Consider the following 12,680-nt stretch of genomic DNA (forward strand, 5'->3'; position numbering starts at 1 on the left):
TTGTATCTTTGCAGCCGGCAAGTCCTACACAACCAGCTCCTGCTTAATCCTCCAGGACGGGAACGTAGCAAAGGTACGCGGTCGTAGCGGTGTGATGTAGGTAGCTTGCCTTTTTTTATGCGCTAAAGTGAAATCTCTTTTAAGTACAAAACATAACATATTCTTAAACTTTGTACTTTTAGCTTCAAAACACACATTTTATTATTATGTCTAAAGTTGTTTTAATAACCGGAGGATCTTCAGGAATAGGTAAATCAATAGGAGAATTTTTGCAACAAAAAGGGTTTAAAGTATTCGGAACCAGCAGAAATCCTGAGAATTATCCAAACAGTAAATTTCCAATAGTTGCTTTAGACGTTACAAAGCCCGAAACGATTTCGACTTGCATTGCTGAAGTTTTAAAACAAGAAAACCGAATAGATGTACTTATAAATAATGCAGGAGCAGGCATTACAGGACCAGTTGAAGAAATTCCGGATGAAGAAATAAAACGAAATTTTGAAACTAATTTTTTTGGTCCTATTAATGTAATAAAGGCTACTTTGCCGACTATGAGAGCTCAAAACTCTGGTTTAATTATTAATATAACATCGATTGCAGGTTATATGGGTTTGCCTTTTAGAGGTGTTTATAGTGCCAGTAAAGGCGCTTTAGAAATTATAACCGAAGCCTTTAGAATGGAGCTCAAAGATTTTAATATTGAAATGACTAATGTAGCTCCTGGAGATTTTGCTACCAATATTGCTGCAGGCAGATACCACGCACCAGTTTTAGAAGATTCTCCATACAAAGAAAAGTACGGACATTCTTTAAAAACTATGGATGAGCATGTTGATGAAGGAGGAGATCCTAAAGAAATGGCAGAGGCTATTTATAAAGTAATAGAAACTAAATCGCCAAAGATTCATTACAAAGTAGGTGCGTTTATGCAGAAGTTTTCAATTGTACTTAAGCGTGTGTTGCCAGACAAGATGTACGAAAAGCTATTGATGAATCATTATAAGCTGTAAATCATTTTGGTACATTATTTGAGGTTTGAATTTTAAATTAGCTATTATGAAAAAACCTCTACTCATTACAACACTTCTGTTTCTGGCTTTAGTATCTAGTTGCCGTGAGCCATTATGTATTTTTCCAAAAGAACCGCAATTGCCCAATAAAGAATTTCCTATTGGTAGCACAGAGAGTTATTATTACGTAGATCTGAGTGCTGAAATTAATAACGAGCCTAGAGATAATGACTACGATTATTATTTTGATGTTGTAGGTCTTCCAGCAGGAATGGATTATTTTGTAAACTACAGAACGATTAGTTTAGAAGGTACTCCAGAAGTGTCAGGTATTTTCGATATCGTTATTTATCTAGAGGTTGAAGGACCGTTTAGAAATGACTATGACGATGATCCTGTGGAGTTATGTAACTACGGAACTTCAAAAACATATACGCTTATTGTAGAATAATCTGTGTTTCTATTCTTAGTAATTTGTTAATATATTTTATTAACTTCTTTAAAGTCTTCATTGCTAATAGTTGTAAATTCGCGACAACTAAAAAACACAACAAATCAAATTTATTTTAGATGAAATTTTTTATTGACACAGCCAATTTAGACCAGATTAAAGAAGCTCAGGATATGGGTATTTTAGATGGTGTTACTACAAACCCGTCACTAATGGCAAAAGAAGGTATTACAGGTGTAGACAATATTATGAAACACTATGTAGATATCTGTAATATTGTAGAAGGAGATGTATCTGCAGAAGTTATTTCTACAGATTTTGAAGGTATGGTTAGAGAAGGTGAGGCCTTGGCTGAGTTACACGACCAGATTGTTGTTAAGCTTCCTATGATAAAGGATGGTGTAAAGGCTTGTAAATATTTTTCAGACAGAGGAATTAAAACTAATGTAACGTTAGTATTCTCACCAGGACAAGCATTATTAGCTGCAAAAGCAGGTGCTACTTATGTGTCTCCATTTATTGGTCGTTTAGATGATATTTCTACAGATGGCTTAAATCTTATTGCAGAGATTCGTCATATTTTTGATAACTATGCTTTCGATACCGAAATATTAGCGGCTTCTGTACGTCATACAATGCATGTTATAGATTGTGCAAAACTAGGTGCAGATGTTATGACAGGACCTTTAAGTTCTATTACAGGATTGTTAAAGCACCCTTTAACAGATATAGGTCTAGAAAAATTCTTAGCAGATTATAAGAAAGGGAATTAAGATTTTATCGTTCTTAAATATTTTAGGCATCTTATTGTTTAGCAATGAGGTGCCTTTTTTGTAGCATGTCTCCAAGCATTTCTGTAAAATCAGATTTAAAAATGTTAACATTAGGATGCAGAATCATTCCGTTTTCGTTAACAATAATAGCTTTGTTGAGGTAATTTACAGCAAGTACTTTTCTTGCTTTAGCAGGAAACTTGAATTTATACTCGTTTTCAGTTGGAAAATCGTAATTGTTAATGATGCTTTTCCAAGATCTATCATCATTAGAATTAAGATTTATTGAAACAAATTCTACTTGAGGAAAGCTATTTTTTAAGCTTCTAACTCTATAATGGCTATTTCTGTATTGCATTTTAGAATTAGACGACCAAAAGTAAATTATTGTAGGCTTTTCTATAATAGAACCAAGATTATACTCGGTGTTATCGTAATTTATAACTTCTAGGTTTGGTATAGGATTCCCTTGTCTTAAAAGCTTTAAAGACAAAACCAACTCGTTTATGTAAGCTTTATCTTCTGCATTTGTACTTTTATCCAAATAGTAGTTTAGCATTTCGTTAGCCTCAACTTCTGTGTGGTTATGGCTTACAAAATCTCTGGTTTTGTACTTTAAGAGACTGTTTTTAATGACTTCATCAGAAACAATACTGTCTATTAAATCTAATTTAGACTTGTTGTAGTCTAAAGCATGTCTGTTAAAAGTGCTATGAAAATTATGTTTTTTGTAATAGTTATGAGCAGCAATATTGTCTATGTGTGTAAATAAAAAGCGATTGTAGGCATACAAATGACTTAGGTGTGTTGCGTTGTAATCTACAAGCGCTCTGTGAGCATAGAAATTTTCGGGTAAGTCTTTTATATGTATCAGCTTGTTGTTTCCAAAGTAAGCAAAAGGATAAATTTCTTTGTCTGCGTAAGAGTTGTAGTTAATGTTGGTTTCAATAATTGTTTTAAACAATTCAGATTCTTCTTTATTAAGAAGGAAATTTTGAAATTTGGTTAATTCCTTATTACGTCTTTCTTCAACAAAAGCATTGAACTCTTCAGGTTCCATTTTTGCATAATGCACAAGTTTTTTAGCCTGCTGTTCATTAGCTAAGTAGGTTTCAATAAGGTAATTGTTTTTTCTGGCACCTTCACCTGTAAAAACTAAAGACTCATCAAAATCATAAGTGTTTAGTCTAAACATTACACTATCATTAGGTTCTAGCAAAACCAGTTGATATTCACCTCCATGAGTAAAAGAATATAAACCAGGATTTAAATCCTTAACCTTATATATAAATCTATTATTACTATCTAGCGTTATTGAATCAACAATTTTCCCTTTTGTATTAAAAAGAATGATGCTATTGTTCTTAGGATTTACAATTTCACCACCAACATAAGCATAGTTGTCGTTGTTGGTGCTTGTTTTGCATCCAAACGACAAGAATAATAGTAATATTGAAAGTGAAATATATCTAGAAAACATGCTGATTTTACTATAGTTTGCAAACAAAAATATATGATGGAGGCATCAAGTCTTGTTAATACCTAGTTAAATCTTGTTATACGAGTCATTTATTTCGCTCAATCGCTTAATTTTTCTACTTTTGCACTCTCAAAAATCGAATAGTAATAAAGACTAAAATTATAAGCTATGTTATCAGTTTCTAATCTTTCAGTTCAATTTGGAAAACGTGTCCTTTTTGATGAAGTAAACACCACATTCAATAACGGAAATTGTTATGGAATTATAGGTGCTAATGGTGCAGGAAAATCTACTTTTTTAAAGATTTTGGCAGGAAAAATGGATCCAACATCTGGGCATGTACACCTGGAGTCAGGCAAGCGTATGTCTGTGTTAGAGCAGAATCATAACAAGCATGATGAAGACACTGTATTAGAAACAGTTCTTAAAGGAAACAAACCATTATATAAGTTAAAATCTCAGATAGATGCGTTATATGCAGATTATACAGACGAAAATGCTGAGAAAATTGGAGAGCTACAAGTAGAGTTCGAAGAAATGAATGGTTGGAATGCAGATAGTGATGCTGCAGCAATGCTCTCTAATCTTGGTATTAAAGAAGATTTGCATTATTCTTTAATGGGAGATTTAGATGGTAAGCAAAAAGTACGTGTTTTACTAGCACAAGCTTTATTTGGTAGTCCAGATGTATTAATTATGGATGAGCCTACCAACGACTTAGATTACGAAACCATCTCTTGGTTAGAAAACTTCTTAGCTAATTACGATAACTGTGTTATAGTCGTATCTCACGACCGTCACTTTTTAGATGCTGTTTGTACTCATATTTCTGATATTGACTTCGGAAAAATTAACCATTACTCTGGTAACTATACATTTTGGTACGAGTCGTCTCAGTTAGCAGCTAAACAGCGTGCACAACAAAACAAAAAGGCAGAAGAGAAAAAGAAAGAATTAGAAGAATTTATTCGTCGTTTCTCGGCTAACGTTGCTAAATCTAAGCAGGCTACGAGTAGAAAAAAGATGATAGATAAGTTAAATATTGCTGATATTAAGCCTAGTAGTCGTCGTTATCCAGCTATTATTTTTGAGCGTGAGCGTGAGGCAGGAGATCAGATTTTAAATGTTGAAGGTTTGTCGGCAAGCATCGATGGCGAAGTGTTATTTAAAGGTGTAGATATTAACTTGGCAAAAGGTGATAAAGTTGTTATTTATTCCAAAGATTCTAGAGCTTCAACTGCGTTTTATCAAATTATTAACGGAAAAGAACAAGCCGATTCAGGTAAATTTGAATGGGGAGTTACAACAAACCAATCGTATTTACCTTTAGATAACTCAGAATATTTTAATAATAAGTTAAGCTTAGTAGACTGGTTACGTCAATGGGCAACTACAGAAGAGGAAAGAGAAGAGGTTTATATTAGAGGTTTCCTTGGGAAGATGATTTTCAGTGGAGAAGAAGCTTTAAAAACATCTGATGTATTATCTGGAGGTGAAAAAGTACGTTGTATGCTAAGTCGTATGATGATGATGAGAGCAAATGTTGTTATGGTAGATGAGCCAACAAACCACTTGGATCTTGAAAGTATTACAGCATTTAACAATGCACTCAAAAACTTTAAAGGTACAGTAATGTTAACTACCCACGACCATGAGTTTGCACAAACAGTTGGTAACAGAATTATTGAGTTAACACCAAATGGAGTAATAGATCGTTATATGACGTTTGATGAATATATGAGTGATAAAAAGATCAAGGAGCAGCGTGAAAAGATGTATGGTGTTACTGTTTAATTATTCATTCGAATTAATTTTACATCTTTAGAGAAAGTATTTTGAAATTCAAATTTATAGTTTTGTTTTTCAATCATTCGATTTATAATCATTACTGAATCGGTAACACTTTTAATTCGCCATTTGATTTCTTTATCATAAATGTGACTTCTCAAGTTGGTAAATAGATATTCATTTGAATTATTTAACTCGTACTTTGATTCATTAATATCATAATGATTATTTGTTATTTTATCTTCTGAAATTTCATAATAAGGTGGCCAATCGTATTTCTCAGGAATTGGAGGTGGTGGAGGTGGAAAGAAATCTTCAGACTTTTCTAAATATATATCCTCAACCCATTTACCATATAGCTTTTCTTCACTCCATTTAGGATTTTTTAATATCATTTCAAATTTCATATCATCATGACTCACATTATGACATTTAAAAACGGAATCATTTAGTTGTTTAATCCCAATTGCAATTTTATCTAGAATTAAAAAATCTGAATCATTATAATTTGTAATGCGCCAGTTACGTTTTTCTTTACTATAATTTATATATTGGTAAGTTGTATCAGTAAATTCAATAATTAACGAATCTTTCTCAGTTTCATAATAAGAGACAAAAGTCTTGTTCTTAAATGTGCTTTCTGTAATTAAGTGTTTACTATCATGATTGCAATTAAAAAATAATGAGAAAATTATAGCGTATCTATAGATTCTAAACCTCATGCTTCCATCTCGGCTTTAACTTGGTCAATAATTTCAAGAGCATCTTTCAATTCATCATTATGAACAAAAACTTCCTGAAAGCCTTGATTCATTGAGCCATAACCAGCTAATCGCTGAGACTCGCCTTCATCTTTTACAATAGGTACAATACCTTTAGCTTCTAATTCGTCTTTAACTCTGGTTACAAGAATAAAATTGCCAGAGTAAACTTTTGTGTATTCTGATGTGCTCATGTCTGTAGGTTTTAAAATCCTTATATAAGTTACAATTTTTTTGATTAATAAGCTATTAAAAAACTTAAAAATAATTTTTAATTATTAAAAATTTAAAAATCATAAATAAAAACTATATTAAAATAATTTTAAAAAATAATCACACTTATTATTGAATCTATAATTTATTAACTTTAAACTGTTGAAATTATAATCAAAAACTAAAATAATGGACAATAACAACACAGACACATTTGAGCTTAATGAAAACGAAGCAAGTAAATGCCCTTTTCTTAGTGGAAAGCAAACCACAGTTGGTGGAGGAGGTGTAAAGAACAGAGATTGGTGGCCGAACGAGTTAAAGCTGAATATCCTAAGACAGCATGCTACCAAATCTAATCCACTTGGAGAAGATTTTGATTATGCTAATGCATTTAATAGTCTTGATTACGACGAACTGAAAAAAGATTTAACGGTCTTAATGACAGATTCTCAAGATTGGTGGCCAGCAGATTATGGACATTATGGTGGTTTTATGATTCGTATGGCATGGCACAGTGCAGGTACATATAGAGTTGGCGATGGACGAGGTGGTGCAGGTACAGGTAATCAACGTTTTGCACCAATTAATAGCTGGCCAGATAATGGTAACTTAGATAAGGCAAGATTGTTATTGTGGCCTATTAAAAAGAAATATGGGAACAAAATATCTTGGGCAGATTTAATGATATTAGCAGGTAATGTAGCCTTAGAATCTATGGGATTCCCAACCTTTGGTTTTGCTGGTGGAAGAGAAGATATTTGGGAGCCAGAGCAAGATGTATATTGGGGAAGCGAAACAGAATGGGGAGCAAATGAAGAGCGTTATGGCAATAGCGATAATTATAATGAACGAGATCTAGAAGACCCTTTGGCAGCTGTGATGATGGGTTGGATTTATGTAAACCCAGAAGGACCAGATGGTAAACCTGACCCAATGGGTTCTGCTCGCGATGTAAGAGAAACTTTTGGACGTATGGCAATGAATGATGAAGAAACTGTAGCATTAGTTGCAGGAGGTCATACTTTTGGTAAAGCACATGGTGCAGCAGATCCAGGACAATATGTTGGCGCTGAGCCACATGGTGCACCTATGGCAGAAATGAGTACAGGTTGGAAAAACACATACAAGAGTGGTGTGTTAGACGATACCATTACAAGTGGAATTGAAGGAGCTTGGACACCAAACCCAACACAATGGGATGCCGATTATTTTGATGTACTCTTAAATTACGATTGGGAGCTAACCAAAAGTCCTGCAGGAGCACATCAATGGACACCAACAGCCGAATCTAAAGCCCGAATGGCACCAATGGCAGGCGATGCTTCTAAGAAACAAGCTTTAATGATGACAACTGCTGACATTGCTTTAAAGACAGATCCAGAGTATTTAAAAATTTCAAAACATTTTCATGAAAATCATAAAGCATTTGAAGATGCCTTTGCGCGTGCTTGGTACAAATTAACACACAGAGATTTAGGTCCAAAAGATCGTTACTTAGGTCCAGAAGTGCCAAAAGAAGATTTAATTTGGCAAGATCCAATACCAAAAGTAGACTACACATTAAGTAATTCTGATATTGAATCTTTAAAGAAAATGATTTTAGCATCAGGATTAACCATTCAAGAATTGGTAAGAACAGCTTGGGCTTCTGCCTCAACCTATAGAGACTCTGATAAGAGAGGTGGAGCAAATGGTGCACGTGTAAGGTTAGAGCCTCAAAGAAGTTGGAAAGTAAACAACCCTAAAGAATTAGATAAAGTATTAAATGTTTTAGAAGGTATTCAAAATGAATTTAGTAGAGATGTTTCTATGGCAGATTTAATTGTTTTAGCAGGTAATGCAGCGATTGAAGAAGCAGCAAGCAAAGCAGGTCATAGTGTGTCTATTCCATTTTCTCAAGGTAGAGGAGATGCTACACAAGAACAGACCGACATTGAGCAATTCAATTATTTAAAACCTATTGGAGATGGATTTAGAAATTATATGAACGCCAATGTTAGTGTAAAAGCAGAAGACTTATTGATTGATAAAGCTAATTTAATGGCATTGTCAATACCAGAAATGACAGTTCTTGTTGGAGGTATGCGAGTATTGGGTGCTAACTATGATGGTTCTAAGCATGGTGTGTTTACTGATAATGTAGGCCATCTTACCAATGATTTCTTTAAGAATTTAGTAGATATGACCTACACATGGAGCGCAACTTCTGATGAAGAAACTCATTTTGAAGGAAGAGACCGTAGAACAGGAGAAGTGAAATTTACAGGAACACGAGCAGACTTAATTTTTGGTTCTAATACAGAACTGAGAGCAGTTTGTGAAGTTTATGCTGCAGATGATGCCGAATTAAAATTTGTAAATGATTTTGTTGCTGCCTGGACTAAAGTGATGAATGCTGATAGATTTGATTTAAAGTAACAACTGGTTAATAGCAAATAAACCTTAAAAGGAATGTGTAAATTTTTACACGTTCCTTTTTTTAATGAAATATAGAATGAACGAAAATGAACTTTTTTTTAGAACAATACAAACTGGTAATGCCGAAAATTTAGGCCTTCAATTAAAAAGAAATCCAGATTTGGCAAATATTAAAGATGCAAGAGGCTTTACTCCATTGATTTTTGCTACATACTTTGGGAAGGAAGACATAGCAAAACAACTAATAGAGCATGGAGCAGACATTAACGCTAAAGATGCGTCTGGTAATACAGCCTTAATTGGAGTAAGCTTTAAAGGTAATAAACCATTAGTAGAGTTGTTATTAGAGCATAATGCAGATGTTGACTTAAAAAATAACAATGGTACTACTGCTTTAATTTTTGCAACGCAATACAACCAGAAAGATATTGTTGAGATTTTACTACAACACAATTCTAATAGCTCTATTACTGATAACGAAGGTAAAACAGCTTTAGATTATGCTAATGAAAAAGGCTTAGAGGCTATTTCGCAAATGTTAAGTTAAGAGCATAAAAAAACCACTTCAAATTATTGAAGTGGTTTTCTTTCTTCTTTTTCAATTACTACTATTATTTATCAATAGATCCGAGAACGCGAGACATAAATGTATTTAAAGCTTCCTTTTTTGGTGTGCCATCTTTTACCATTTTATGTACTTCAATTGCACCATACATATTAGAAATTAATTCACCTATAACATCTAACTCTTCATCTTTTAAGGATGGTACTTCAGTTAGGTTTTCTAGGGTTTCAATAGTTTCAATTACGTAGTCTTCATCGTTTTCTTCGATAAACTGGGTTAATTGCTTTATTACAGGTAATTTCATGTTTTAAATTACTTCAGAAACAAGCTCTTTAAGAACATCAAACTTGTTTGTTTGTACTTGATTTTTGAACTCACCATTTTTAAAAGTAGCAAACGTAGGTAAATTATCTACAGTTGCTAATTTTCTACTTTCAGGAAATTTTTCAGCATCAGCGATAACAAATTTTACGTTTTCGTTTTCAGTTGCTAATTTCTTGAACTTTGGCTTCATTATACGACAGTTTCCGCACCATGTTGCTGAGTATTGTACAACAACAGTATCGTTTTCGGAAACTAAACTTTGTAAATTGTCTTGATCTAATTCTTGAATCATAACCAATAATTAGTTTAAGTGTGCTTTTAAATACTCTTTTGTACCTTGAGCATTAGCTTGCATAGCTTCTTTTCCTTCTTCCCAGTTTGCAGGACAAACTTCTCCTTTTTCTTGTACGTGAGTTAAAGCGTCTACGATTCTTAAATACTCATTTACATTTCTACCAAGTGGCATATTGTTGATGCTTTCGTGCTGTACGATACCTTCTTCATCAATAATGTAAGTAGCTCTATAAGTTACGTTGTCTCCATCTACAGTTACAACTCCAGTTTCTTCGTTGTAAGTTTCGTTAGAGATGTCTAAAATACCAAGAGTAGAAGCTAAGTTTCTGTTAGAGTCTGCTAAAAGTGGGTAAGTAACACCTTCAATTCCACCATTATCTTTAGCAGTACTTAACCATGCAAAGTGAACTTCTGCAGTATCACAAGATGCACCAATAACAATTGTATTACGTTTTTCAAACTCACCTAAAGCAGCTTGAAAAGCATGTAATTCTGTTGGGCAAACAAAAGTGAAATCTTTTGGGTACCAGAATAATACTACTTTTTTGTTGTTGTTTTTTGCTTCTTCAAGAACGTTAAGCTTAAAAGTGTCGCCCATTTCGTTCATTGCGTTTACGTTTAAATCTGGGAATTGTTTTCCTACAAATGCCATTGTATATTTTTTTAATTTATTAATGATTTAGCACAAAAGTACCCAATAGCTAAGTATGTTTTTATAGCAATTATTTATTATAAATCAATAGAATTATAGCGTGAATATATGGCTTCAAAAAAACACATCTATATTTAGTATAATGGCAAAATATAGTAGGCGATTATGAGAAGTTGTTAGTTTTTGGTGTTTTTGTTTGAAAAATTATTTTTCAGATGCTAATAAATATTTAATCTTTATTTTGAAAGCAGCAAAAAGTAACGTGGTAAAAGGACTAAGCCAGTTAAAAATAGCATAAAAGAAATACTCGCCAACACTAACTCCTAAAACACCACTTTGATAAGCACCACAGGTATTCCATGGGATTAAAACAGAAGTTACAGTACCAGAATCTTCTAGAGTTCTACTAAGGTTTTCTGGCGCAAGACCTTTGTCTTGGTATGCTTTTTTGAACATCTTGCCTGGTACCACAAGTGCTAAGTATTGGTCAGAGGCTGTAACGTTTAATGCTAAGCAACTTGCTACTGTACTTGCAAAAAGACCAAAAACAGACGTTGCCATGCTTAAAAGTGCTTTGCTAATTTTAGAAAGCGCACCAATGGCATCCATAACACCACCAAACGTCATAGCACATAGAATTAACCAAATAGTGCCAAGCATTCCGCTCATACCTTTTCCAGAGGCAGAGAAGAGGCTTTTTAAAGTTTCATTATCTGTTTCAATACTTGTGCTTACAGTAATAGCATCCATAACTCCCTTGTATGCAGACTTAATAGTTAATGACTCAACACCAGCTATTTGAGCAACAATTTGTGGTTGAAAAATTAAAGCAAAGATTCCTCCTAAAATTGTACCGACAAGTAATGCTATTAATGGAGATGTTTTTCTTACTATTAAAAAGATAACAAAAACAGGAACCAAGAATAACCATCCCGATATATTGAAAGTTTTATCGATATCATTAATTAGAGTAGAGGTCTCTGCAGCACCTTCAGTGTTTTGCGTAAACCCTAATATTATAAATACAATAAGTGTTATAACAATAGTTGGTACTGTAGTGTAGGTCATATATTTAATGTGAGAAAATAATTCTCCACCAGCCATTGCAGGAGCTAAGTTTGTAGTATCACTTAAAGGCGACATCTTATCGCCAAAATAAGCGCCAGAAAGCACTGCACCAGCAGTCATTCCCATAGGAATTCCTAATGCTTCTCCTATGCCTACTAAAGCAATACCAACAGTGGCAGAAGTTGTCCATGAACTTCCTGTGGCAACAGATATTATAGCACAAATAATAACGCAAGCAGCTAAAAATATAGTTGGGTTTAGTATTTGTAGGCCGTAATAAATCATAGCAGGTATAATACCACTTATTAACCAAGTGCCAGCTAGTGCGCCTACCATTAAAAGAATTAAAATTGCACCTGCAGTAGACCTTATGTTTTCTGCAATTTCTTCAACCATTTTGTCAAAAGAAACTTTATTAAAAAAGCCTACAATTGCAGCTACTGAAGCACCTAGTAACAGAATAAATTGATTGCTTCCGCTTAGAGCATTATCTCCGTACACAAAAACATTAAACGCTAACATACCAACTAGAGCTATTACAGGTATTAGGGCTTCCCAAATATTTAGCTCTTTGTTTTCAATAATAAATTCATCTTGTGGTTGTTTTGGTTTTATGTTTTGGCTCTCCATAAATTCTATTTTTATCTCCGTAATGTTACAACTTTCATTACTTATTTCAAAGAAATCAGAGCAGTTGCAGTTTATCTAAGATATCATTCATTTTAGAACAAAAAACATGTATTTCGTCGAAAACATGTGACTAAAGGTGTGGTAGTGTGTATCTTATAAGTATACGAACCTAATGTTATATGTGTTATGTCTCTTATTATTTATTCCGTAATTTTAATAGTATCTGTGCTTTTGTTGATTGTTTACTGCT

At 33.5% G+C, this 12,680-nt stretch carries 13 protein-coding genes and 1 other RNA gene; 7 read left to right on the forward strand and 7 right to left on the reverse strand.

The window, feature by feature from the left end:
- Positions 1-15 precede the first annotated feature (15 nt).
- From ffs to fsa, 4 genes are all read left to right on the forward strand, one after another.
- Positions 16-114, forward strand: an RNA gene (gene ffs / locus P7122_RS05700) — signal recognition particle sRNA small type.
- A gap of 92 nt (positions 115-206) precedes the next feature.
- On the forward strand, positions 207-1,010 hold the full coding sequence (locus P7122_RS05705) for an SDR family oxidoreductase (RefSeq protein WP_278004816.1): 804 nt from the start codon (positions 207-209) through the stop codon (positions 1,008-1,010).
- A 46-nt stretch (positions 1,011-1,056) separates the two neighbouring features.
- Positions 1,057-1,461 carry a hypothetical protein gene (locus P7122_RS05710; protein ID WP_278004817.1) on the forward strand — a complete coding sequence of 135 codons (405 nt, stop codon included), beginning with the start codon at positions 1,057-1,059 and terminating at the stop codon, positions 1,459-1,461.
- A 119-nt stretch (positions 1,462-1,580) separates the two neighbouring features.
- Positions 1,581-2,234: a fructose-6-phosphate aldolase gene (gene fsa / locus P7122_RS05715; protein WP_278004818.1), complete on the forward strand. Its 654-nt coding sequence runs from the start codon at positions 1,581-1,583 to the stop codon at positions 2,232-2,234.
- 31 nt (positions 2,235-2,265) lie between these two features.
- Here the strand turns inward: fsa and P7122_RS05720 are convergent, their stop codons facing one another.
- The gene (locus P7122_RS05720; protein ID WP_278004819.1) at positions 2,266-3,714 is read right to left on the reverse strand and encodes a TlpA family protein disulfide reductase; all 1,449 of its coding nucleotides are present in this window, start codon (positions 3,712-3,714) and stop codon (positions 2,266-2,268) included.
- A 168-nt stretch (positions 3,715-3,882) separates the two neighbouring features.
- Here P7122_RS05720 and P7122_RS05725 point away from each other — a divergent pair, with 168 nt between their 5' ends.
- Positions 3,883-5,508 carry an ABC-F family ATP-binding cassette domain-containing protein gene (locus tag P7122_RS05725; protein ID WP_278004820.1) on the forward strand — a complete coding sequence of 542 codons (1,626 nt, stop codon included), beginning with the start codon at positions 3,883-3,885 and terminating at the stop codon, positions 5,506-5,508.
- Here P7122_RS05725 and P7122_RS05730 read toward each other — a convergent pair.
- On the reverse strand, positions 5,505-6,224 hold the full coding sequence (locus P7122_RS05730) for a hypothetical protein (protein WP_278004821.1): 720 nt from the start codon (positions 6,222-6,224) through the stop codon (positions 5,505-5,507). The two genes, P7122_RS05725 and P7122_RS05730, sit on opposite strands and share 4 nt — an antisense overlap.
- Positions 6,221-6,457, reverse strand: a complete 237-nt coding sequence (locus tag P7122_RS05735) for a putative signal transducing protein (protein WP_278004822.1) — start codon at positions 6,455-6,457, stop codon at positions 6,221-6,223. Before P7122_RS05735 ends, P7122_RS05730 begins: the two co-directional genes overlap by 4 nt.
- 208 nt (positions 6,458-6,665) lie before the next feature.
- On the opposite strand from P7122_RS05735, the gene katG reads away from it, so the two are divergent.
- Both katG and P7122_RS05745 read left to right on the forward strand, forming a co-directional pair.
- On the forward strand, positions 6,666-8,897 hold the full coding sequence (gene katG / locus P7122_RS05740) for a catalase/peroxidase HPI (protein ID WP_278004823.1): 2,232 nt from the start codon (positions 6,666-6,668) through the stop codon (positions 8,895-8,897).
- A 76-nt stretch (positions 8,898-8,973) separates the two neighbouring features.
- Positions 8,974-9,444 carry an ankyrin repeat domain-containing protein gene (locus tag P7122_RS05745; protein ID WP_278004824.1) on the forward strand — a complete coding sequence of 157 codons (471 nt, stop codon included), beginning with the start codon at positions 8,974-8,976 and terminating at the stop codon, positions 9,442-9,444.
- Between the two features lie 64 nt (positions 9,445-9,508).
- On the opposite strand, the gene P7122_RS05750 is transcribed toward P7122_RS05745, so the two are convergent.
- The 4 genes from P7122_RS05750 to nhaC all read right to left on the reverse strand — a co-directional run bounded on the left by P7122_RS05750 (position 9,509) and on the right by nhaC (position 12,430).
- On the reverse strand, positions 9,509-9,766 hold the full coding sequence (locus P7122_RS05750) for a DUF6952 family protein (RefSeq protein WP_278004825.1): 258 nt from the start codon (positions 9,764-9,766) through the stop codon (positions 9,509-9,511).
- A gap of 3 nt (positions 9,767-9,769) precedes the next feature.
- A complete protein-coding gene (locus P7122_RS05755) occupies positions 9,770-10,078 on the reverse strand; it encodes a thioredoxin family protein (RefSeq protein WP_278004826.1) in 309 nt (102 codons plus the stop codon).
- Between the two features lie 9 nt (positions 10,079-10,087).
- Positions 10,088-10,732, reverse strand: coding sequence for a peroxiredoxin (locus P7122_RS05760; protein WP_278004827.1), 645 nt, complete (start codon positions 10,730-10,732; stop codon positions 10,088-10,090).
- 204 nt (positions 10,733-10,936) lie between these two features.
- Entirely contained in the window at positions 10,937-12,430 is a 1,494-nt protein-coding gene (gene nhaC / locus P7122_RS05765) for a Na+/H+ antiporter NhaC (RefSeq protein WP_278004828.1), read from the reverse strand.
- Positions 12,431-12,680 lie beyond the last annotated feature (250 nt).

It is taken from the genome of Winogradskyella marincola (assembly GCF_029624125.1).
GTDB lineage: Bacteria > Bacteroidota > Bacteroidia > Flavobacteriales > Flavobacteriaceae > Winogradskyella > Winogradskyella marincola.

Excerpts from the sequence above, each read along its gene's own strand:
- nhaC (WP_278004828.1), bottom strand. The coding sequence starts at position 12,430 with ATGGAGAGCCAAAACATAAAACCAAAACAACCACAAGATGAATTTATT.
- fsa (WP_278004818.1), top strand. The coding sequence starts at position 1,581 with ATGAAATTTTTTATTGACACAGCCAATTTAGACCAGATTAAAGAAGCT.
- P7122_RS05755 (WP_278004826.1), bottom strand. The coding sequence starts at position 10,078 with ATGATTCAAGAATTAGATCAAGACAATTTACAAAGTTTAGTTTCCGAA.
- katG (WP_278004823.1), top strand. The coding sequence starts at position 6,666 with ATGGACAATAACAACACAGACACATTTGAGCTTAATGAAAACGAAGCA.
- P7122_RS05725 (WP_278004820.1), top strand. The coding sequence starts at position 3,883 with ATGTTATCAGTTTCTAATCTTTCAGTTCAATTTGGAAAACGTGTCCTT.
- P7122_RS05760 (WP_278004827.1), bottom strand. The coding sequence starts at position 10,732 with ATGGCATTTGTAGGAAAACAATTCCCAGATTTAAACGTAAACGCAATG.
- P7122_RS05710 (WP_278004817.1), top strand. The coding sequence starts at position 1,057 with ATGAAAAAACCTCTACTCATTACAACACTTCTGTTTCTGGCTTTAGTA.
- P7122_RS05750 (WP_278004825.1), bottom strand. The coding sequence starts at position 9,766 with ATGAAATTACCTGTAATAAAGCAATTAACCCAGTTTATCGAAGAAAAC.
- P7122_RS05735 (WP_278004822.1), bottom strand. The coding sequence starts at position 6,457 with ATGAGCACATCAGAATACACAAAAGTTTACTCTGGCAATTTTATTCTT.
- P7122_RS05745 (WP_278004824.1), top strand. The coding sequence starts at position 8,974 with ATGAACGAAAATGAACTTTTTTTTAGAACAATACAAACTGGTAATGCC.
- P7122_RS05705 (WP_278004816.1), top strand. The coding sequence starts at position 207 with ATGTCTAAAGTTGTTTTAATAACCGGAGGATCTTCAGGAATAGGTAAA.
- P7122_RS05730 (WP_278004821.1), bottom strand. The coding sequence starts at position 6,224 with ATGAGGTTTAGAATCTATAGATACGCTATAATTTTCTCATTATTTTTT.
- P7122_RS05720 (WP_278004819.1), bottom strand. The coding sequence starts at position 3,714 with ATGTTTTCTAGATATATTTCACTTTCAATATTACTATTATTCTTGTCG.